Origin of the sequence: Streptomyces sp. NPDC001594 (assembly GCF_042893675.1) — a bacterium.
GTDB lineage: Bacteria > Actinomycetota > Actinomycetes > Streptomycetales > Streptomycetaceae > Streptomyces.
This window is the reverse complement of the sequence record NZ_JBIAVB010000006.1, coordinates 241,447-262,633: the sequence shown is the minus strand read 5'-3', so window position 1 is coordinate 262,633 and position 21,187 is coordinate 241,447. Positions and strand designations below refer to the sequence as shown.

Sequence of the window (21,187 nt, the reverse complement as noted above, 5' to 3'; positions counted from 1 at the left end):
GTTCGACCGGGGCATCGGGGTCCGGGCCGTTACCGAACTACGACCCGGCCGGTACTTCCATCGCCGCCCGCAGCGCCCGCGTCCGCGCGGCCAGGGCGTCGAGCGCGACCGGCTTGTTCTCCACCGGGACGGTGACCGTCACCAGGGAGCTGTGGTCGGCCCACATACACATCGTCAGCTGCTCCGCCCCCACCGGCACGGTGCCGCAGCGCATCGCGCCGCCCGCCGGGGTGCCGGAGTCCTGGGTGACGGCCCCGTTGACGCCCATGTCGTGCAGGCCGCGGGTGAGCACGGCCCCGGGGTCGTCGTCCGTGAAGGTCCCGGCGGCGCCGCTCACCACCAGCTGGGCGGTGCCCGCCTGGTCCGCGTAGACCACGGCCAGCGGATCCGTCCCCTCCTTCGGCGTGCCCTGCCCCTGCTTGATCGCGTCCACCCGCGGCCCGGACTCCTGGAGGGCCAGCCCCTGGAAGGACGCGGGCGGGAGCAGCTTGTAGCGGCCCGCGTCCTCGGGACCGGCGAGGGCCGCGTGCACGGCCCACCGGCCGAGGAACGCCCCCGCGGCGAGGCCCAGTACGGTTCCGACCGTGCTGAGGGTCCGCTTCCGCTTGCGTTGCGCAGGGGATACGGGCTGGTAGGGGAAGGCGGCCGGGGTGCTCTCGTTCATGGGCGCATGAGACGTCCGCGGACCGGCCGCGGTCAACGGGGGACCGCCCTGCGGTATCGATTCGTGACGCGGGCGGCACCCGCCGTATCCTGTGCCCCGTGACCGAGAACACGCAGACACCCAGTGCCCCCAACTCCGAACTGCCGACCCAGTACGCGCCGGCCGAGGTAGAGGGGAAGCTCTACGAGCGCTGGGTAGAGCGTGGCTACTTCACGGCCGACGCCGCGAGCGAGAAGCCCGCGTACACCATTGTCATCCCGCCGCCGAACGTCACCGGCTCGCTCCACCTGGGCCACGCCTTCCAGCACACGCTCATGGACGCCCTGACCCGCCGCAAGCGGATGCAGGGCTACGAGTCGCTGTGGCTGCCCGGCATGGACCACGCCGGCATCGCCACCCAGAACAAGGTCGAGCAGCAGCTCGCCGAGGAGGGCAAGTCCCGCCACGACCTGGGCCGCGAGGAGTTCGTCGAGCGCGTCTGGCAGTGGAAGGAAGAGTACGGCGGCAAGATCCTCGGCCAGATGCGCCGCCTCGGCGACGGCGTCGACTGGTCGCGCGAGCGCTTCACCATGGACGAGGGCCTGTCCAAGGCCGTCCAGACCATCTTCAAGAAGCTCTACGACGACGAGCTGATCTACCGCGCCGAGCGCATCATCAACTGGTGCCCCCGCTGCCTCACGGCCATCTCCGACATCGAGGTGGAGTACCAGGAGGACGCCGGCGAGCTCGTCTCCATCACGTACGGGGAGGGCGAGGACACCCTCGTCGTCGCCACCACCCGCGCCGAGACGATGCTCGGTGACACGGCCATCGCCGTCCACCCGGACGACGAGCGCTACAAGCACCTGGTCGGCAAGCTCATCAAGCTGCCGCTCACCGACCGTTCGATCCCGGTCGTCGCGGACGCGCACGTCGACCCCGAGTTCGGCACGGGCTGCGTCAAGGTGACCCCGGCGCACGACCCGAACGACTTCGCCATCGGCCAGCGCCACGGCCTGCCGAACATGACGATCATGGACGAGCACGGTGTCATCACCGTCCACGGCCCCTTCCTCGGCCTGGACCGGTTCGAGGCCCGGTCCGCGGTCGTCGGCGCCCTGCGCGAGCAGGGCCGGATCGTCGCCGAGAAGCGTCCTTACCTGCACTCCGTCGGGCACTGCTCGCGCTGCAGCACGACCATCGAGCCCCGCCTGTCCCTCCAGTGGTGGGTCAAGGTCGAGACCCTCGCGAAGAACGCCGGTGACGCGGTCCGCGACGGCCGGGTCAAGATCCACCCGCAGGAGATGGAGCGGCGCTACTTCGACTGGGTCGACAACCTCAACGACTGGTGCATCTCCCGCCAGCTGTGGTGGGGCCACCGCATCCCCGTCTGGTACGGCCCGGACGGCGAGGTCGTCTGCGTCGGTCCCGACGAGCAGCCGCCGACGGGCGAGGGCTGGACCCAGGACACCGACGTCCTGGACACCTGGTTCTCCTCAGGCCTGTGGCCCTTCTCCACCCTGGGCTGGCCGGAGAAGACCCCGGACCTGGCGAAGTTCTACTCCACCGACGTCCTGCTGACCGGCCACGACATCATCTTCTTCTGGGTCGCCCGGATGATGATGTTCGGCCTGTACGCGATGGACGGCGAGGTCCCGTTCAAGACCATCGCCCTGACCGGCCTGGTCCGCGACGAGCGCGGCAAGAAGATGTCGAAGTCCTTCGGCAACGTCGTCGACCCGCTGGACTGGATGGACAAGTACGGCTCCGACGCCGTCCGCTTCACCCTGGCCAAGGGCGCCAACCCGGGCACCGACGTGCCGATCGGCGAAGACTGGGTCCAGGCCTCCCGCAACTTCGCCAACAAGATCTGGAACGCCACGCGCTTCGCGCTGATGAACGGCGCGACGATCGAGGGCGAGCTGCCGCCGGTCGAGAAGATGTCGGCGACCGACCGCTGGATCCTGTCGCGCCTGAACAAGACCGTCGCGCAGGTGGACGCGTACTACGAGGACTTCCAGTTCTCGAAGCTGAGCGAGGCCCTGTACCACTTCGCGTGGGACGAGGTCTTCGACTGGTACGTCGAGCTGTCGAAGACGACCTTCTTCGCGGGCGGCGAGGGCGCGCAGGTCTCCGGCCGGGTCCTCGGCGAGGTGCTGGACACCATGCTGCGCCTGCTGCACCCGGTCGTCCCGTTCGTCACCGAGACGCTGTGGACCACCCTCACCGGCGGTGAGTCCCTCGTGGTCGCCGACTGGCCCAAGGACAGTGGCTTCCGCGACGAGGCCGCCGAGGCGGAGATCGAGAACCTCCAGGCCGTCGTCACCGAGGTCCGCCGGTTCCGCGCCGACCAGGGGCTGCAGCCGGGCCAGAAGGTCCCGGCCCGCCTGGACCTGGCCGGCACGCCGCTCGCCGCGCACGAGGGCGCCATCCGTCAGCTGCTGCGCCTCCAGCCGGAGGGCGAGGGCTTCAGCGCCACCGCCACCCTGCCGGTCGCCGGTGCCACGGTCGCCCTCGACCTGTCCGGCACGATCGACGTGGCCGCCGAGCGCAAGCGCCTCTCCAAGGACCTCGGCGCCGCCGAGAAGGAGAAGCAGCAGGCCGAGGCGAAGCTCGGGAACGAGGCCTTCCTGGCCAAGGCCCCCGACAACGTCGTGGACAAGATCAAGGGCCGGCTGGCCAAGGCCGAGGCGGACATCGCCCGGATCCAGGCCCAGCTGGACGCCCTGCCCGCCGCCTAGCCGGCGAGTGAGTGAGCGAAGGGCCCCCACCGGCCGGTGGGGGCCTTTCGTCTGCCCGTGCGGGAACGTACGGCCCTGCCACGAGTGCCGTTCATCACGTGATATGTCCGAATGGCTGAGCCGATCCCGGGCGCGGACCACGCATGATGGGGGCATGCACCTGAAGTCCTCCGTCCCGGTACTCCGCCGGGCCGTGGCCTCCGGGCGCCGGCTCGCCGAAAGCTGGGGCGCCTCGCCCCGGGCGCAGGACGCCCTCGCGGCGCTGAGCTGCCTGGGCCTGATGGCCCTGGACCTGCCGGGCCTGGCCGCCGCCGACAACTCCCTCAACGGCTGGCAGGCGGCCCTGGTGCTGACGGCCGGCTGTACGACCCTGCTGGTGCGGCGCCGGCTGCCATGGGCGCCGTACCTCACCGCCCTGCTGTTCATCGGCTGGCTGCACGAGCTGACGCTGATCCAGTTCGCCCTGTACTCCGTCGGCCGCAACCGGGGCCGGCGGGCCGCCGTCCTGGCCACCACCGGCTACGTGGCCTTCGCGCTCGCCGTGTTCTGCCTGCCCGGCTGGCCCGAGCCCAAGGCGGCCACCCTCAGCTCCTTCCTCAGCCTGGTCGTGCCCATCGGGGTGCTCGCCTCCGCCGTCGGCATCGCCGCCTACCGGCACGACCTGGTGCGCGAGCTGGAGGCCCGGCGGGCCGAGGCGGCCGTCCTGCACGCCGTCCAGCAGGAACGGAACTCCGTCGCCCGCGACGTCCACGACTTCGTCGGGCGCGAGCTGACCCTGCTGACGGTCCGCTCCGAGGTGCTGTCGATGCGGGCGCGGGAGACCCCGTACGCGAAGGACTTCGAGGAGCTGTCCGACACCGCCCGCCGGGCCCACCTGGTGCTGAACGAGATCATCGTGCAGCGGGGCGAGCGGGCCGCGACCCCGGGCGTGGAGGGGCTGGCGGCGCTGGCGGAGGAGAGCGGCCGGGCCGGCTCGCCGGTCCGGCTGACGATCGACCCCCAGGCGCACGCGCTGTCGCCGCTGCGGCAGGCGGCGGTCTACCGGGTGGTCCAGGAGTGCCTGACGAACGCGGCCAAGCACGCGCAGGGCGAGACCATCGAGGTGTCGGTCAGCGCGGACGGCCCGCACCTGAGGATCGCCGTCAGCAACGGCCTGCCGGCCCGCACCCCGGGCCGGGCGCCGGTCTCGGCCGGCTCGGGCACCGCCAGCATGGCCGAGCGCGTCCGCAGCCTCGGGGGGAACCTGACGGCCCGGCGGGGCGAGGACACCTACGAGGTCGTCGCGACCCTGCCGCGCGGCTGACCCCTCCGGCGGACCCGTCAGGCCTTGGCGGGGGACAGCAGCGACCCCAGGGTGTCCAGGTCCTCCACGCAGCGCCCCGACCCCAGGGCCACGCAGTCCAGGGGCGCGTCGGCGACGAACACCGGGATGCCGGTCGCGGAGGCCATCCGCAGGTCCAGCCCGGGCAGCAGCGCCCCGCCGCCGGTGAGGACGATGCCGTGCTCCATGACGTCCCCGGACAGCTCGGGCGGGCACTCCTCCAGGGTGGCGCGGACGGCGGCGATGATCGCCTCGACCGGCTCGTCCAGCGCGGCCCGTACGTCGGCCGCGGTCAGCTCCAGGGTCTTGGGCATGCCGCCGACCCGCTCGCGCCCGCGCACGGTGAAGGTGCGGGTCTCCAGCTCCGGCCGCTCGGGCACCGGCCAGGCCGAGCCGATGGCGACCTTCACGTCCTCGGCGGTGCGCTCGCCGATGAGCAGCGAGTGCTCCTTGCGCACGTGGTCCGCGATCGCGGCGTCGAGCCGGTCCCCGCCGATCCGCAGGGACTGCGAGGTGACGATCCCGCCCAGGGAGATGACGGCCACCTCCGAGGTGCCGCCGCCGATGTCCACGACCATCGAGCCGCGCGCCTCGGCCACCGGCAGGCCGGCGCCGATCGCGGCCGCCATCGGCTCCTCGATCAGGTGGACGGAGCGGGCGCCCGCCCGGGTGGAGGCGTGGACGATGGCCCGCCGTTCGACCGGGGTGACCCCGGACGGCACGCAGATCACCATCCGGGTGCGGGGGCGCCGGCCCGGGACCGCCTTGCGGACGAAGTGCCGGATCATCTCCTCGGCCGCCTCGTAGTCGCAGATCACCCCGTCCTTGAGGGGGCGGATCGCGGTGATGGAGCCCGGGGTGCGGCCGATGGTCTCCTTGGCCTCCGTTCCGACGGCGAGCGCGGTGGTGGTGCCCGCCTTGACCGCGACCACGGACGGCTCATTGAGCACGATCCCGTGTCCGCGGGCGTAGACCAGGGTGTTCGCGGTCCCCAGGTCTATGCCTATGTCCCGGCTGGAGGCGGTCTTGTCGGTACTGGCCTGCGGCATTTGTTCCCCAATCTCCCGTCCGCAAGGCTTGCATAACGATCCGGTCGCTTTCGCCGCCGAAGGTCCCGAAACGGCCGGGCCGAAAGTCCCCGGGGCCCGCGTCCGTAGACTGGGGGCTGTGAGTGAGCAGCAGCCCGAGGGCCAGGACCGCGACCGCGACGGCACGTTCGACGAGTTCGACCAGATAGTGGCGGAAGAAGCCGACCGAGACCCCGACCTGGCGGTGATCGAGGCCGGGAGCCGCACCCTGCGCGCCCAGGCCGGCCCGCCCACGGGCGACCCCGTGCCCGCCCGCCCGGAGGACCCCGAGGTGGCCAAGGCGCTGCTGGAGGTGGAGCAGGAGCTCTCCACCCGCTGGGGCGAGACCAAGCTGGACCCGTCCGTCAGCCGCATCGAGGCGCTGATGGACGTCCTGGGCCAGCCCCAGCGCGCCTACCCGACCATCCACGTCACCGGGACGAACGGCAAGACCAGCACGGCCCGCATGATCGAGGCCCTGCTGAACGCCTTCGAGCTGCGCACCGGCCGCTACACCAGCCCGCACGTCCAGTCCGTCACGGAGCGGATCAGCCTGGACGGGGCGCCGATCAGCGCCGAGCGGTTCATCGAGACCTACCACGACATCAAGCCGTACGTGGAGATGGTCGACGCCGCCGAGGACTTCCGGCTGTCCTTCTTCGAGGTGCTCACCGGCATGGCGTACGCGGCCTTCGCGGACGCGCCCGTGGACGCGGCCGTGATCGAGGTCGGCATGGGCGGCACCTGGGACGCCACCAACGTCATCGACGCCTCGGTCGCCGTGATCACCCCGATCAGCCTGGACCACACCGACCGGCTGGGCTCCACGCCCGGCGAGATCGCGGGGGAGAAGGGCGGCGTCATCAAGCAGGGCGCCACCGTGATCCTCGCGCAGCAGCCGGTGGACGCCGCGCAGGTGCTGCTCAAGCGGGCCGTCGAGGTCGACGCGACCGTGGCCCGCGAGGGCATGGAGTTCGGCGTGGTCTCCCGCGAGGTGGCGGTCGGCGGCCAGATGCTCACCCTGCGCGGGATGGGCGGCGAGTACGACAACATCTTCCTGCCGCTGTACGGCGCCCACATGGCGCACAACGCGGCGGTCGCGCTGGCCGCCGTCGAGGCCTTCTTCGGTGTCGGCGGGCAGCAGGCGCGCGAGCTGGACGCCGACACGGTGCGGCAGGCCTTCGCCTCGGTGACCTCGCCGGGCCGCATGGAGGTCGTGCGCCGCAGCCCGACGGTGATCCTTGACGCCGCGCACAACCCGGCGGGCGCGCAGGTCACCGCGGAGGCCGTGACCGAGGCCTTCGGCTTCAGCCGGCTGATCGGTGTGGTGGCGGCGAGCGAGGGCAAGGACGTCAAGGGCGTCTTCGAGGCCTTCGAGCCGATCTTCGCGGAGGTCGTGGTCACGGAGAACACCAGCCACCGGGCCATGGGCGCGGACGAGCTGGCCGCCATCGCCGTCGAGGTCTTCGGCCCCGACCGGGTGCAGGTGGAGCCGCGGCTGGACGACGCCCTGGAGGCGGCCGTCACGCTGGCGGAGGAAGAGGCCGAATACGGAGGGGCCGGGGTCCTGGTGACCGGTTCCGTGATCACGGTGGGCGAGGCCCGCCTGCTGTTCAAGAGGGGCTGAGGGATCGATGCGCACGCTCTGCGCGAGCACGCTGATCGGTGAATTCTTCGTCGTCGGCTTCGCGGGCCTGGTGGCCATGAAGAACCCGGACCTGACCCAGGCCCAGGTGTGGACGGTCTGCGGCGTGACGATGCTGCTGTCGGTGCTGCTGTGCGGGATGCTCTCGCGCCGGGGCGCGGTGGAGCTCGGCTGGGCGCTGCAGATCGGCCTGATCGCGAGCGGTTTCGTGGTCCCGATGATGTTCTTCCTGGGCGCGGTCTTCGCGGGCCTGTGGTGGTGCTCGGTGCACTACGGCCGGCGGATCGACGCGATCAAGGCGAGCTGGGCCGCCCGCCAGGCCGAGGCTGACGCTGCGTGACGGGTCACCGTACCGGCCCTGTAGATTCGCCCTACCGCACCCGTATGCCGCAAGGAGTTGGAACATGACCCAGCGCACGCTCGTCATCCTCAAGCCGGACGCCGTCCGCCGTGGCCTGATCGGCGAGATCATCGGCCGGATCGAGCGGAAGGCCGGCTGGACCATCCCGGCGCTGGAGCTGCGCACGCTGGACCAGGAGACCCTGGAGACCCACTACGGCGAGCACAAGGGCAAGCCCTTCTACGAGCCCCTCATGGGCTTCATGTCGAGCGGCCCGGTCGTCGTCCTCGTGGTCGAAGGGGAACGCGTGATCGAGGGTGTCCGCCAGTTGGCCGGACCCACCGACCCGATCGCCGCGGCGCCCGGCTCCATCCGGGGCGACTTCGGGTCCATCACCCGGGAGAACCTGATCCACGCCTCGGATTCCGAGGAGTCCGCGGAGCGCGAGCTGAAGCTGTTCTTCCCCGCTCTCTGACTTGTCGCGGCCACTCCTTTCTGACGTGACATCAGCCAAATAGCGCTCATGACCTGGGGCGACCGAAGTAATTTCGGTCGCCCTTCGGTATTGCGGGCGCGGTCCGGGAACGCATGGACAGGACACGACGTCACCACTAAGGGGGCGGGTATCCGTTCCGGCGGGATTGCCGGAGTCCCGTCGCGCGATGTCCGTACCTGCGGCACTACGATGGGGCCTCCACCCACACACCCACCTCGCCGACCTGACAGCAGCCGCTATCAACTGGAAGGCCAGACGCTCCTCATGGGGAACAAGGGGAACAACATGTCGTTCATCGGCCGTGACATGGCGATCGACCTCGGGACCGCCAACACGCTGGTGTACGTGAGGGGCCGGGGAATCGTTCTGAACGAGCCGTCCGTGGTCGCCATCAACACGAACACCGGCGGCATCCTGGCGGTCGGCTCCGAGGCGAAGAAGATGATCGGGCGCACGCCCGGCAACATCGTCGCCGTACGCCCCCTCAAGGACGGCGTGATCGCCGACTTCGAGATCACCGAGCGGATGCTCCGGTACTTCATCCTCAAGATCCACAAGCGTCGCTACCTGGCGCGCCCGCGCGTGGTGGTCTGCGTGCCCTCCGGCATCACCGGAGTGGAGCGCCGCGCCGTCATCGAGGCGTCCACGCAGGCCGGCGCCCGCCAGGTGCACATCATCGAGGAGCCCATGGCCGCCGCCATCGGCTCGGGCCTGCCCGTCCACGAGGCCACCGGCAACATGGTCGTGGACATCGGCGGCGGCACCACCGAGGTCGCCGTCATCTCCCTCGGCGGAATCGTCACGGCGCAGTCCATCCGGGTGGCCGGCGACGAGCTGGACAACGCGATCATCCAGCACATCAAGAAGGAGTACTCGCTCCTCCTCGGCGAGCGCACCGCCGAACAGATCAAGATCACCATCGGGTCGGCGTACGACCTCGACAAGGACGAGCACACCGAGATCCGCGGCCGCGACCTGGTCTCGGGCCTGCCCAAGACCGTGGTCATCTCCGCGGCCGAGGTGCGCAAGGCCATCGAGGAGCCCGTCAACGCCATCGTCGACGCCGTCAAGACCACCCTCGACAAGTGCCCGCCGGAGCTCTCCGGCGACATCATGGACCGCGGCATCGTGCTCACCGGCGGCGGCGCCCTGCTGCGCGGCCTCGACGAGCGGCTGCGCCGCGAGACGGGCATGCCGATCCACATCGCCGAGGACCCCCTCGACTCCGTGGCCCTCGGCTCCGGCAAGTGCGTCGAGGAGTTCGAGGCCCTCCAGCAGGTCCTGGACGCCCAGCCCCGGCGGTGATCAAACCCCCGTAACGGGGCATGCGGAACACAAGGATCCGCCGTACGGGTGCTGCCGCGCCCGTGCGGCGGATCGTTGATATACAGGCACAGTCCGGTGCCGCCCCGGCCCCGCCGGAACGGTTCCGCCGCACGAGTTTCTACGAGGAAGGCACGGCCGCCGCACGTGAGGGACACACGAGAGAGCCGGCTGCTCCTGGTACTGCTGATCGCCATCGCGTTCGCGCTGATCACGGTGGACATCAGAGCGGGAGAGGCTTCGCCGGTCGACGGCGCCCGGCGGGCCGCCGCGGCCGTCTTCGGCCCCGTCGAGGAGGGCGTCGCGACCGCCGTGGACCCGGTCGCCAACGCCATAGGGGCCGTCCGCGACTCCGACAAGCGCCACAACCGGATCACGGACCTGGAGCGCGAGAACACCGCCCTGAAGCTCAAGCTGGGCAGTGACGACCGGACCCGCAGCCGCGCCCACGAGCTGGACGAGATGCTCAAGCGGGCCGGCGCCGGGCAGTACGGCATCAAGGGCGCCGAGGTCATCGGGATAGGAGCGGCCCAGGGCTTCTCCTGGACCGTCACCATCGACGCCGGCAGCAAGGACGGCATCGAACGCGACATGACCGTCCTCAACGGGGACGGACTCGTCGGACGCGTCGCCACCGTCGGCCCCGACACCGCCACCGTCGTCCTCGCCAACGACCCCCGCTTCACCGTCGGCACCCGACTGGAGAAGACCGGCGAACTGGGCTTCGCCACCGGCCAGGGCGACCGCGCCCTCTCCGTCCAGATGCTCAACGGCCGCGCCAAGATCAACCCCGGCGACCGGCTCGTCACCTTCGGCTCCCGCGCCAACAAGCCCTTCGTCCCGGGGGTCCCGATCGGCGAGGTCGTCAAGGTCGACCCCTCGCGCGGCGACCTGACCCGCACCGTCTGGGTCCGCCCCTTCGTCGGCTTCTCCCGGCTCGACATCGTCGGCGTCGTCGTGATGCCCCCGCGCGAGGACCCACGCGACTCCGTCCTGCCGCCCAAGCCCGAGCCGCCCAAGCCCACCCCGACGGTCACCGTCACGGTCGCCCCGTCCCCCTCCGCCAGCGTTTCCGGCAAGCCGGCCGACGAGTAGGAGCTGACCGCCATGCGCATCAACCGGATCCTGCTCGCGGGCTCGCTCGTCTCCGTCGCCCTCGTCATCCAGGTCACCGTCCTCGGCCGGCTCCAGCTGCCCGGAGCCGTCCCCGACCTGGTCCTGCTGACCGTCGTCGCCCTCGCCCTGGTCTACGGACACGTCAGCGGAGCCCTCATCGGCTTCACCGCCGGCCTGCTCACCGACCTCGCCCCGCCCGCCGACCACGCCGCCGGACGGTACGCCCTCGTCCTGTGCCTCGTCGGCTACCTCGTGGGCCTCGTCCGCCCCGACAACGGCCGCTTCCGCTCCGCCTGGGGGCCGATGCTCACCGTCGTGGCCGCCGCGATCGGCTCCACCCTCCTCTACGCGGGGGTCGGCGCCCTCGTCGGCGACACCGCCGCCCGCCACGTGGGCCTGGTCGGACTGCTGTTCACCGCGACCCTCTACGACCTGCTGCTCGCCCCGTTCACGGTGCCGTTCATCATGGCCCTGGCCCGCAAGGCCGAGAACGACCCGATGGCCGTCGAGGCCAACGGAGGGCCCCCGCAGGGCAAGGACGTCGCCTCCGGCTGGCTGGCCGGCGGCACCGGCCTGCGCATCGGCAGCCAGCGCGGCGGCCTGCGGATGATGACCGCGCGCGGCCGCGCCAACCGGGCCGGCCGCATAAAGGGCGTCAAGGGCGTCAAAGGTGTCAAGGGCGTGAAGAGCGTCAGGAAGCTGTGACGGGGGAGCACCAGTGACCAACATTCCGGAGACCGGCCGCACCCCCCGGGTGCAGATCCGGCTCGTCATCCTCCAGGTGCTCGTCTTCTCGCTGCTGCTCACCCTCTTCGGGCGGCTGTGGTACCTGCAGATCCGCAACGGCGCGGAGTACGCCGACGAGGCCAAGAACAACCACGTCCAGCAGGTCGTCCAGCCCGCCGTGCGCGGTTCCGTCCTCGACGCCCGGGGCATCCCGCTCGCCGACAACGAGACCCGCCTCGTCGTCTCCGCCAGCCGCACCGAGCTGATGAAGATAAAGGACAAGGGCAAGGGCGTACTGACCCGCCTCGCCGGGGTGCTGGACATGAAGCCGCAGGACGTCATGGACAAGGTCCGGCTCTGCGACTCCAAGACCCCCCAGCCCTGCTGGAACGGATCCCCCTACCAGCCGATCCCCGTCACCCTCGAAGCCACCACCCAGCAGGCCCTGCAGATCCGCGAACGCCCCGAGGACTTCCCCGGCATCACCGCCGAGCCCACCGCCGTCCGCCGCTACCCGGCCCCCGGCGGCGCCAACACCGGCCAGGTCCTCGGCTACCTCTCCCCGGTCACCGACGACGAGATCGTCAAGGCCAAGAACACCAACTCGCCGTTCCTGCGCTCCGACCAGGTCGGCCGCTTCGGCATCGAACGCACCTACGACAAGCAGCTGCGCGGCAAGTCCGGCGTCACCCGCTACGAGGTCGACAACCTCGGCCGCGTCATCGGCCAGGCCGAGAACGACCCCGCCGTCCCCGGCGCCAACCTGGTCACCAGCATCGACGCCCGCGTCCAGGGCGTCGCCGAGTACGAGCTCAACGCCGCCATGGTGGAGGCCCGCAAGCAGATCGACCGCAACACCGGCGTCCCCTACAAGGCCGACGCGGGTGCCGTCGTCGTCCTCGAATCCAAGACCGGCCGGGTCGTCGCCATGGCCTCCAACCCCACCTACGACCCCAACGTCTGGGTGGGCGGGATCTCCGCCAAGGACTACGCCAAGCTCACCGCCAAGGAGTCCAACGTCCCGCTGATGAACCGGGCGATCCAGGGCCAGGCCGCCCCCGGCTCCATCTTCAAGGTCATCCCCACCACCGCCGCCGTCAACGCCGGATACCCCTTCGACGGCAGCTACCCCTGCCCCAGCTCGTACTCCATCGGCGGCCAGGTCTTCAAGAACTTCGAGTCCCAGGGCCACGGCAACATCACCCTCGGCCAGGCCCTCGAGGTCTCCTGCGACACCGTCTTCTACGCCCTCGGCCACCAGCAGTGGCTCAAGGACGGCGGCCTCCACCCGGTCAAGAACCCGGCAGAGATCTTCTACAAGACCGCCCACCAGTTCGGCCTGGGCGCCGAGACCCACGTCGACCTCCCCGGCGAGGAGAAGGGCCGCGTCCCCGACCGCGCCTGGAAGCAGCGGTTCTGGGAGGCCAACAAGGACCAGTGGTGCAAGACCGGCAAGAAGGGCGGCACCTACGTCGAGCTGCTCTCCTACGAGAACTGCCTCGAAGGCAACCTCATGCGCGCCGGTGACGCCGTCAACTACTCCATCGGCCAGGGCGACACCCTCGTCACCCCCATCCAGATGGCCACCATCTACGCCGCCATCTCCAACGGCGGCACCCTGTGGAACCCGACCATCGGCAAGGCGGTCATCAGCGCCGACGGCAAGAAGGTCGAGGAGATCAAGCCGCAGGCCCACGGCAAGCTGCCCATGGACGAGAAGACCCGGCAGCAGATAAGCGAAGCACTGGAGGGCGTCGCCACCCGCGGCACCGCCGCCTGGCGCTTCGGCGGCTGGCCGCAGAAGCAGATCCCCATGCACGCCAAGACCGGCACCGCCGAGGTCTACGGCAAGCAGACCACCTCCTGGTTCGCCACCTACACCGACGACTACACCATCGTCATGACCATCTCCCAGGGCGGCACCGGCTCCGGCGCCTCCGGCCCCGCCGTGCGCAACATCTACAACGCCATCTACGGCCTCGACATGTCCGGCAAGCAGGACCTCTCCAAGGCCCTGCTCCCCAAGCCCGAGGCCAACCTGCCCGCCATCCAGCCGGACGGCTCCATCGACGCCCCCCAGATCCGGCCGTACGTGCCGCCGTCCCCCGAGGACGTACCGCCCGCCCTCGCCGGCCCGCCGGCCCCGCCCGCGCACAAGCAGGACTGAGGCCCGATGCAGACCGCCAACAAGTTCTCCGTCTCCCGGTACGCGCCGGAGCGCGGCGCCGTGGCCAAGCTGACCGCACGGGACTCCGTCCTGCGCCGGCTCGACTGGCCGATACTGCTGTCCGCGCTCGCCCTGTCCTTCCTCGGCGCGCTGCTGGTGTGGTCGGCCACCCGCAACCGCACCACCCTCAACCAGGGCGACCCGTACTACTTCCTGACCCGGCACGCCATGAACACCGGCATCGGCCTCGTGCTGATGATCGGCACGATCTGGCTGGGCCACCGCACCCTGCGCGGAGCCGTGCCGATCCTCTACGGGATCTCCCTGGTGCTCGTCCTGGCCGTGCTCACCCCGCTCGGCTCGACCATCAACGGCGCCCACGCCTGGATCGTCATCGGCGGCGGCTTCTCCCTCCAGCCGGGCGAGTTCGTCAAGATCACCATCATCCTGGGCATGGCCATGCTGCTCGCCGCCCGGGTGGACGCCGGCGACCTCGAACACCCCGACCACCGCACCGTGGTCAAGGCCCTGTGCCTGGCCGCCGCCCCCATGGGCATCGTCATGCTGATGCCCGACCTCGGCTCCGTCATGGTCATGGTCGTCATCGTGCTCGGCGTCCTGCTCGCCTCCGGCGCCTCCAACCGCTGGGTCGTCGGCCTGCTCGCCTCCGGCGCCGCCGGAGCCATCCTGATCTGGCAGCTCGGCGTCCTCGACGAGTACCAGATCAACCGCTTCGCCGCCTTCGCCAACCCCGAGCTCGACCCCGCCGGCGTCGGCTACAACACCAACCAGGCGCGCATCGCCATCGGTTCCGGCGGCGCGCTCGGCTCCGGCCTCTTCAAGGGCTCCCAGACCACCGGCCAGTTCGTCCCCGAACAGCAGACCGACTTCGTCTTCACCGTCGCGGGCGAGGAGCTGGGCTTCGTCGGCGCCGGACTGATCCTGGTCCTGCTCGGCGTCATCCTCTGGCGGGCCTGCGTGATCGCCCGCGAGACCACCGAGCTGTACGGGACCATCGTCTGCGCCGGGATCATCGCCTGGTTCGCGTTCCAGGCCTTCGAGAACATCGGCATGACCCTCGGCATCATGCCCGTCGCCGGCCTGCCGCTGCCCTTCGTCTCCTACGGGGGCTCCTCGATGTTCGCCGTCTGGGTGGCCGTCGGGCTGCTCCAGTCGATAAGGGTGCAACGCCCGATGTCGGCCTGATCCGGGCGGTGCGCCGGACGCTTCACGCCGCAGTGCGCAGCGCCCTGCCGCCGCACCGGAACGGGACTAGATTCGATCCATGGCGGACACCCAGCGCGAGATCGAGCGGAAATTCGAGTTCACCGGGGGCCAGGGGGGCGGCGGCGGTACCGGCGGCCAGGGCAAACGGGCGAAGCAGGGCGGGAAGAAGGCCGGGGCCGGGGACGCCCGGCCGCGGCTGCCGGACCTGACCGGGACCGCCGGGATCGCCTCCGTCCGCGACCGGGGCACCGCCCGCCTCGACGCCGTCTACTACGACACCCCCGGCCTGGCCCTCGCCGCCGACGGCCTCACCCTGCGCCGCCGCACCGGCGGTGAGGACGCCGGCTGGCACCTCAAACTCCCCGTCGCCCCCGGCACCCGCGACGAGGTCCACGCCCCGCTCTCCGACACCCTCCCCCCGGACCTCGCCGCCCTCGCCCGCTCCCGCACCCGCCGCTCCGACCTCGAACCCCAGGTCCGCCTCAGCTCCGAACGCCACACCCGCGACCTCCTCGCCGCCGACGGCACCCTCCTCGCCCAGCTGTGCACCGACACCGTCCGCGCCGAACGCGGCAAGGCCGCCGCCGCCTGGACCGAGGTCGAGGTGGAACTCGCCGACGGCGCCGACCCCGCCCTCCTCGACGCCGTCACGGACCGCTTCGCCGAGGCCGGCCTGCGCGTCAGCGACGCCCCCTCCAAGCTCGCCCGCGCCCTCACCGCCACCGGCGCCCCGCCCCCCGTCCGCCCCGGACACGACCCCGCCGACCGGACGGCGGGCGCGCACGTCCTGGCGTACGTGCGCCGGCAGCGCGACGCCCTCGTCGCCCAGGACCCCGCCGTCCGCCGCGACCTGCCCGACTCCGTCCACCAGATGCGCGTCGCCACCCGCCGGCTGCGCAGCACCCTCGCCACCCACCGCAAGATCCTCGACCGCGCCGTCACCGACCCCGTGCGCGACGAACTGCGCTGGCTCGGCGCCGAACTCGGCGCCGACCGCGACCGCGAAGTCCTCCTCGAACTGCTGCGCGCCCGGCTCGGGGAACTGCCGCCCGGTCTGCGCCTGGGCCCCGTCCGCGACCGGCTGCGCGCCTGGAACACCCTGCGCCGCAAGCGCACCCGCCGCCGCGCGGTCGCCGCCCTCGACAGCGACCGCTACCTGGCCCTCCTGGACTCCGTCGACGCCCTCCTCGCCGACCCGCCCCTGCGCCCCGCCGCCTCCCGCCCCGCGACCCGGCAGCTGCCCAAGGCCGTCCTCCACGACTGGGACCGCCTCGCCGACCGCGTCGCCGCCGCCCTCGCCCTCGACCCGGGCGAGGAGCGGGACCGCGCCCTCCACGAGGCCCGCAAGGCCGCCAAGCGCGCCCGCTACGCCGCCGAGGCGGCCGCACCCGCCCTGGGCAGGCCCGCCCGCAAGCTGGCCAAGGCCGCCAAGTCGGTGCAGAGCCTGCTCGGCGACCACCGGGACGGGGTCGTGGCCCGCGAGGCCCTGCTCGGCCTCGGCTCCCAGGCCGCCGACGCGGGGGAGTCCGCGTTCACCTGGGGGCTGCTCCACGGCCGCGAGGAAGGCCGGTCCGCCCGTCTGGAGCGCCGGCTTCCGGCCATCTGGGCCAAGGCCGTCCGCCGGAGGTCGAAGACCGCCCTGAAATGATCACGTGGAGAAGTGCGGGCGGGCCTCAAGGTACGCTTGAGAGTCGCCCCCTGCCCGCTTCACGAAAGTCGCGTGATGTCCGAGTCGGTCTTCCCACAGCTCGAAGCTCTGCTCCCGCATGTGCAGAAGCCCATCCAGTACGTCGGCGGTGAACTGAACTCCACCGTCAAGGACTGGGACGCGTGTGACGTCCGCTGGGCGCTCATGTACCCGGACGCGTACGAGGTGGGTCTGCCCAACCAGGGCGTCATGATCCTCTACGAGGTACTGAACGAGCGCGAGGGCGTCCTGGCCGAGCGCACCTACTCGGTGTGGCCCGACCTGGAAGCCCTGATGCGCGAGCACCAGGTGCCGCAGTTCACCGTCGACAGCCACCGCCCGGTCTCGGCCTTCGACGTGTTCGGCCTGTCCTTCTCCACGGAGCTGGGCTACACGAACATGCTCACGGCCCTGGACCTCGCGGGCATCCCGCTGGAGGCGAAGGACCGCACGGTCGACCACCCCATCGTCCTCGCGGGCGGGCACGCGGCCTTCAACCCCGAGCCGATCGCGGAGTTCATCGACGCGGCGATCATCGGCGACGGCGAGCAGGCCGTCCTCGACATGACCGAGATCATCCGCACCTGGAAGGCCGAGGGCCGTCCGGGTGGCCGCGAGGAGGTCCTCCTGCGCCTCGCGAAGACGGGCAGCGTCTACATCCCGGGCTTCTACGACGTGGAGTACCTGGAGGACGGCCGCATCGGCCGGGTCGTGCCGAACCGCTCCGGCGTTCCGTGGCGCGTCTCCAAGCACACCGTCATGGACCTCGACGAGTGGCCCTACCCCAAGCAGCCGCTGGTCCCGCTCGCCGAGACGGTCCACGAGCGGATGTCCGTCGAGATCTTCCGCGGCTGCACCCGCGGCTGCCGTTTCTGCCAGGCCGGCATGATCACGCGCCCCGTGCGGGAGCGAAGCATCACCGGCATCGGCGAGATGGTCGAGAAGGGCCTGAAGGCCACCGGCTTCGAAGAGGTCGGCCTGCTCTCCCTCTCCTCCGCGGACCACACCGAGATCGCGGACATCGCCAAGGGCCTCGCCGACCGCTACACGGACGACAAGATCGGCCTCTCGCTGCCGTCGACCCGCGTGGACGCGTTCAACGTGGACCTCGCCAACGAGCTGACCCGCAACGGGCGCCGCTCCGGTCTGACCTTCGCCCCCGAGGGCGGCTCCGAGCGCATGCGCAAGGTCATCAACAAGATGGTCTCGGAAGAGGACCTGATCCGTACGGTCGCCACCGCCTACGGCAACGGCTGGCGCCAGGTGAAGCTGTACTTCATGTGCGGCCTGCCGACGGAGACCGACGAGGACGTCCTGCAGATCGCCGACATGGCGATCAACGTCATCGCCAAGGGCCGCGAGGTCTCGGGGCAGAACGACATCCGCTGCACGGTGTCGATCGGCGGTTTCGTGCCGAAGCCGCACACCCCGTTCCAGTGGGCCCCGCAGCTCTCCGCCGAGGAGACCGACGCCCGCCTGGCGAAGCTCCGCGACAAGATCCGCGGTGACAAGAAGTACGGCCGCTCCATCGGCTTCCGCTACCACGACGGCAAGCCGGGCATCGTCGAGGGCCTGCTCTCGCGCGGCGACCGCCGCATCGGCGACGTGATCCGCGCGGTCTACGAGGACGGCGGCCGCTTCGACGGCTGGCGCGAGCACTTCTCGTACGACCGCTGGATGCAGGCGGCGGAGAAGACCCTGCCGGCGTACGGCGTGGACGTGGCCTGGTACACCACCCGCGAGCGCACGTACGAGGAGGTGCTCCCCTGGGACCACCTCGACTCCGGCCTCGACAAGGACTGGCTGTGGGAGGACTGGCAGGACGCCCTCGACGAGACCGAGGTCGAGGACTGCCGCTGGACCCCGTGCTTCGACTGCGGCGTGTGCCCGCAGATGCAGACGGAGATCCAGATCGGCCCCACCGGCAAGAAGCTGCTGCCGCTGTCGGTCGTGAAGTGACCTGAGCCGCCCCGACACGCCCCCCACCGGAAACGTGGGGGGCATGTTCGTTCGAGGGCCGGCCGGGATCGATCGGCTGAATCTGCGGGGCCCCGCGCAACGGAGCGACGCGTTCTGCTGTCCTTAGCGGCATGGAGATCGAGAGGCCGCAGGCCGCGCAGGGTGGGGACGGGTGTCTGGCCGGGGCCGTCAGGGTGCCCGTGAAGGTCGTGGCCGTGCTGGTGGTGCTGCCCGTGCGGATGGTGTGGGACCTGCTCGTGTTCTGCGCGCGGGCGGCCGGACGGCATGTGCTCGCCCCGCTGGGCAACGCCCTCGGGTGGGGGCTCGTGCGGCTCTGGCGGTACCTCCTCAGGCCGCTCGCGCTGACGGTCTTCTACTGGCCCTGGGTGGGCCTGTGGCGGTACGTCGCCGTGCCCGTCGGGAGCGCGGTGTACCGGTACCTGCTGCGGCCCGTCGGGCTGGCGGCCGCCTGGGCGCTGCTGGCGTTCGGGCGGTACGTGCTCGCACCCGTGGGCGCCGGCCTCGGATGGGTGCTGCGGGACCTCGTCGCCCCGCCGCTGACCTGGCTCTACCGGCAGGTGCTCACCCCCCTCGGGCACGGGGTGCGGTGGCTGGTGCGGGGGGTCTGCCTGCTGGTGTTCGTCTGGCCCTGGACGGGGCTGTGGCGCTACGCCGTCCTGCCGCTCGGGCGCGGGACGGCCTGGGTGGCGGTCCACGGGATCGTGCCGCCCCTGGTCTTCCTCGTCCGCGAGGTCCTCGCGCCCGCCTGGCACCTCGCCGGCCGGGTCACCCGGGCCCTCGGGCGCGGACTGCGGTGGCTGTGGCGCGGCTGCGTCGCCCGCCCGCTCGCCTGGGTCCGCCGCCACGTGGCCACCCCCGTCGGACACGCCCTGCGCCAGGTGTGGCGGGCCGCGCGCACCGCGATGGGGGAGGCCCGGGCCGAGGTACGGCGGGCGATCTTCGGCACGGGCGCCCCGACCCGGTAGCCGGGGAAGGCCCGCCCGGGAACCGGCGAGGTCACGGGCGCGTACTCTGGGTAGTACGACAGCCGCCGACGCGGCACCCGCTGCCGAGACCTCCCCGCCCCCGCCGGCGGGGCTGAGCCGGACGGGTCGACAGACCTCAGGGCGGCGCGCGAGCGCGACGCCCCGCACAAGGAGAAGAACCACTGGGCAAGCGACAGCCCGAAGGCCCGCCCCCCGCACCGGTGGTGCAGCGCATCCGACTGCGCTACACCAAGCGTGGCCGCCTCCGGTTCACCAGCCACCGAGACTTCCAGCGCGCCTTCGAGCGCGCCCTGCGCCGCGCCGAGGTACCCATGGCGTACTCGGCCGGCTTCACCCCGCACCCCCGCGTCTCGTACGCGAACGCCGCTCCGACCGGCACCGGCAGCGAGGCGGAGTACCTGGAGATCGCCCTCGCCGCGCCCCGCGACCCCGAGACGCTGCGCGAGCTGCTCGACGAGTCGATGCCGCTCGGCCTCGACATCGTCGACGCCGTCGAGGCCCGCACCTCCGGGCTCGCGGACCGGCTGACGGCCTCGATCTGGGAGCTGCGCCTGGAGGGCGTCGAGCCCGCCGACGCGCAGCGCGCGGTGGAGGCGTTCCTCGCCGCCGAGACGGTCGAGGTGCAGCGCCGCACCAAGAACGGGATGCGCACCTTCGACACCCGCGCCGCGGTCGTGAGCCTTGAGGCGCTTCCTGCCCAGGTTGATAGGCCTCTGGACAATGCCTGTGCGATACTGCGGCTGGTTGTTCGGCATTTGACACCTGCCGTGCGACCCGACGACGTCCTGTCCGGTCTTCACGCTGTGGCCGACCTGGCGCCGCCGGTCCCCGCTGCGGTGACCAGGCTGGCGCAGGGGCTCTTCGACGAGGAGTCCGGCACGGTGACCGACCCGCTCGCGCCCGACCGCGAGGCCGACACGGCCGCCCCACCCACGGCCGCCGTGAACGCCGACGCGAAGGCGCCGGAAGGTCCCGCCGCGTAGGGATCGTCGTCGTCGCGCCGCCCTGGAACTCGGGAGCCACCTGGGTCGGGCAGCGCACAGACCTGAAGACTTCCGCCAGGCCGTACGGACAAGACGTACGGAACCGGCGGCCATGGACTACAGCTCCCGTGTGGCGAACGCGCCCCGGAGGCCGGCTCCGCGTACTTCGCGCGGAGCCGTGCCGGACCGGACGTCAGCCGCGGCGCCCGGGAGCGTGACGGGAGAACCGCCCGCATGCTCGAGAACGAGAACGAGAACACCCCCGCCGCCGAGACCGGCAGCCCCAGCGACAACCTGCCCCCGCGCAGGCGTCGCCGCGCGGCTTCCCGGCCGGCCGGTCCCCCCGGCGGTGCCGCCGCCGAGGCGCCCGCCGCCGAGACCGAGGCCGCCCCCCAGCCCGCCGTGGCGGAGGAGGCCCCGGCCGCTCCCGCCCCGCGTGCCCGCCGCCGCGCCACCCGCGCCGTGGCCGCTCCGGCCGCCCTCGCCGCCGAGCCGGCCGAGTCGCCCGTGGAGACCGCCGCCGAGGAGGCCCCGGCCGCTCCCGCGCCGCGCACCCGCCGCCGCGCCACCCGTGCCGTCACCGCCCCCGAGGCGCCCGCCGCCGAGACCGCGGCCGCTCCCGAGCCCGTCGTGGCGGAGGAGGCTCCGGCCGCTCCCGCCCCGCGTGCCCGTCGTCGTGCCACCCGCGCCGTGACGGCTCCGGCCGGTGCCGCCGAGCCGGTCGTGGAGGCCGAGCCCG

16 protein-coding genes and 1 pseudogene are annotated in these 21,187 nt (G+C 71.8%); 15 read left to right on the top strand and 2 right to left on the bottom strand.

Annotated features, from left to right (window positions below):
- Positions 1 to 37 precede the first annotated feature (37 nt).
- On the bottom strand, positions 38 to 664 hold the full coding sequence (locus ACFY0O_RS15050; protein WP_388947053.1) for a hypothetical protein: 627 nt from the start codon (positions 662 to 664) through the stop codon (positions 38 to 40).
- 98 nt (positions 665 to 762) lie between these two features.
- Between ACFY0O_RS15050 and ACFY0O_RS15045 the strand changes: the two genes are divergently transcribed.
- The gene (locus ACFY0O_RS15045) at positions 763 to 3,384 is read left to right on the top strand and encodes a valine--tRNA ligase (RefSeq protein WP_388947051.1); all 2,622 of its coding nucleotides are present in this window, start codon (positions 763 to 765) and stop codon (positions 3,382 to 3,384) included.
- Positions 3,385 to 3,538: 154 nt separating this feature from the next.
- Positions 3,539 to 4,687, top strand: coding sequence for a sensor histidine kinase (locus ACFY0O_RS15040; protein ID WP_388947049.1), 1,149 nt, complete (start codon positions 3,539 to 3,541; stop codon positions 4,685 to 4,687).
- A 17-nt stretch (positions 4,688 to 4,704) separates the two neighbouring features.
- Here the strand turns inward: ACFY0O_RS15040 and ACFY0O_RS15035 are convergent, their stop codons facing one another.
- Complete coding sequence (locus ACFY0O_RS15035) at positions 4,705 to 5,754, bottom strand: rod shape-determining protein (RefSeq protein WP_388947048.1); 1,050 nt, start codon at positions 5,752 to 5,754, stop codon at positions 4,705 to 4,707.
- A 118-nt stretch (positions 5,755 to 5,872) separates the two neighbouring features.
- On the opposite strand from ACFY0O_RS15035, the gene ACFY0O_RS15030 reads away from it, so the two are divergent.
- The 13 genes and pseudogenes from ACFY0O_RS15030 to ACFY0O_RS14970 all read left to right on the top strand — a co-directional run.
- Positions 5,873 to 7,399 carry a bifunctional folylpolyglutamate synthase/dihydrofolate synthase gene (locus ACFY0O_RS15030; protein ID WP_388947046.1) on the top strand — a complete coding sequence of 509 codons (1,527 nt, stop codon included), beginning with the start codon at positions 5,873 to 5,875 and terminating at the stop codon, positions 7,397 to 7,399.
- Positions 7,400 to 7,406: 7 nt separating this feature from the next.
- A complete protein-coding gene (locus ACFY0O_RS15025; RefSeq protein WP_042812769.1) occupies positions 7,407 to 7,757 on the top strand; it encodes a DUF4233 domain-containing protein in 351 nt (116 codons plus the stop codon).
- 64 nt (positions 7,758 to 7,821) lie between these two features.
- Positions 7,822 to 8,232, top strand: a complete 411-nt coding sequence (gene ndk / locus ACFY0O_RS15020) for a nucleoside-diphosphate kinase (RefSeq protein WP_042812770.1) — start codon at positions 7,822 to 7,824, stop codon at positions 8,230 to 8,232.
- A gap of 306 nt (positions 8,233 to 8,538) precedes the next feature.
- The gene (locus tag ACFY0O_RS15015; protein WP_008738981.1) at positions 8,539 to 9,558 is read left to right on the top strand and encodes a rod shape-determining protein; all 1,020 of its coding nucleotides are present in this window, start codon (positions 8,539 to 8,541) and stop codon (positions 9,556 to 9,558) included.
- A gap of 165 nt (positions 9,559 to 9,723) precedes the next feature.
- On the top strand, positions 9,724 to 10,671 hold the full coding sequence (mreC, locus tag ACFY0O_RS15010) for a rod shape-determining protein MreC (protein WP_358892925.1): 948 nt from the start codon (positions 9,724 to 9,726) through the stop codon (positions 10,669 to 10,671).
- Between the two features lie 12 nt (positions 10,672 to 10,683).
- Entirely contained in the window at positions 10,684 to 11,397 is a 714-nt protein-coding gene (mreD, locus tag ACFY0O_RS15005; RefSeq protein ID WP_388947044.1) for a rod shape-determining protein MreD, read from the top strand.
- 13 nt (positions 11,398 to 11,410) lie between these two features.
- Positions 11,411 to 13,585, top strand: coding sequence for a penicillin-binding protein 2 (mrdA, locus tag ACFY0O_RS15000; protein WP_388947043.1), 2,175 nt, complete (start codon positions 11,411 to 11,413; stop codon positions 13,583 to 13,585).
- A 6-nt stretch (positions 13,586 to 13,591) separates the two neighbouring features.
- Positions 13,592 to 14,791: a rod shape-determining protein RodA gene (gene rodA / locus ACFY0O_RS14995; protein ID WP_388947042.1), complete on the top strand. Its 1,200-nt coding sequence runs from the start codon at positions 13,592 to 13,594 to the stop codon at positions 14,789 to 14,791.
- Positions 14,792 to 14,870: 79 nt separating this feature from the next.
- Positions 14,871 to 16,460: a CHAD domain-containing protein gene (locus ACFY0O_RS14990; protein WP_388947040.1), complete on the top strand. Its 1,590-nt coding sequence runs from the start codon at positions 14,871 to 14,873 to the stop codon at positions 16,458 to 16,460.
- Between the two features lie 75 nt (positions 16,461 to 16,535).
- On the top strand, positions 16,536 to 18,458 hold the full coding sequence (locus ACFY0O_RS14985) for a TIGR03960 family B12-binding radical SAM protein (RefSeq protein ID WP_388947038.1): 1,923 nt from the start codon (positions 16,536 to 16,538) through the stop codon (positions 18,456 to 18,458).
- Positions 18,459 to 18,589: 131 nt separating this feature from the next.
- Positions 18,590 to 19,444, top strand: coding sequence for a hypothetical protein (locus tag ACFY0O_RS14980; RefSeq protein WP_388947036.1), 855 nt, complete (start codon positions 18,590 to 18,592; stop codon positions 19,442 to 19,444).
- Positions 19,445 to 19,668: 224 nt separating this feature from the next.
- Positions 19,669 to 20,448, top strand: coding sequence for a TIGR03936 family radical SAM-associated protein (locus ACFY0O_RS14975; RefSeq protein WP_388947271.1), 780 nt, complete (start codon positions 19,669 to 19,671; stop codon positions 20,446 to 20,448).
- Positions 20,449 to 20,682: 234 nt separating this feature from the next.
- Positions 20,683 to 21,187 (top strand): annotated as a pseudogene (locus ACFY0O_RS14970) (ribonuclease E/G); the annotation flags it as partial.

Bases quoted from the DNA above. Each gene is read 5' to 3' on its own strand.
- ndk (WP_042812770.1), top strand. From the start codon at position 7,822: ATGACCCAGCGCACGCTCGTCATCCTCAAGCCGGACGCCGTCCGCCGT.
- ACFY0O_RS15035 (WP_388947048.1), bottom strand. From the start codon at position 5,754: ATGCCGCAGGCCAGTACCGACAAGACCGCCTCCAGCCGGGACATAGGC.
- ACFY0O_RS14990 (WP_388947040.1), top strand. From the start codon at position 14,871: ATGGCGGACACCCAGCGCGAGATCGAGCGGAAATTCGAGTTCACCGGG.
- ACFY0O_RS14980 (WP_388947036.1), top strand. From the start codon at position 18,590: ATGGAGATCGAGAGGCCGCAGGCCGCGCAGGGTGGGGACGGGTGTCTG.
- ACFY0O_RS14985 (WP_388947038.1), top strand. From the start codon at position 16,536: ATGTCCGAGTCGGTCTTCCCACAGCTCGAAGCTCTGCTCCCGCATGTG.
- ACFY0O_RS15050 (WP_388947053.1), bottom strand. From the start codon at position 664: ATGAACGAGAGCACCCCGGCCGCCTTCCCCTACCAGCCCGTATCCCCT.
- ACFY0O_RS15025 (WP_042812769.1), top strand. From the start codon at position 7,407: ATGCGCACGCTCTGCGCGAGCACGCTGATCGGTGAATTCTTCGTCGTC.
- ACFY0O_RS15015 (WP_008738981.1), top strand. From the start codon at position 8,539: ATGTCGTTCATCGGCCGTGACATGGCGATCGACCTCGGGACCGCCAAC.
- mreD (WP_388947044.1), top strand. From the start codon at position 10,684: ATGCGCATCAACCGGATCCTGCTCGCGGGCTCGCTCGTCTCCGTCGCC.
- ACFY0O_RS15040 (WP_388947049.1), top strand. From the start codon at position 3,539: ATGCACCTGAAGTCCTCCGTCCCGGTACTCCGCCGGGCCGTGGCCTCC.
- rodA (WP_388947042.1), top strand. From the start codon at position 13,592: ATGCAGACCGCCAACAAGTTCTCCGTCTCCCGGTACGCGCCGGAGCGC.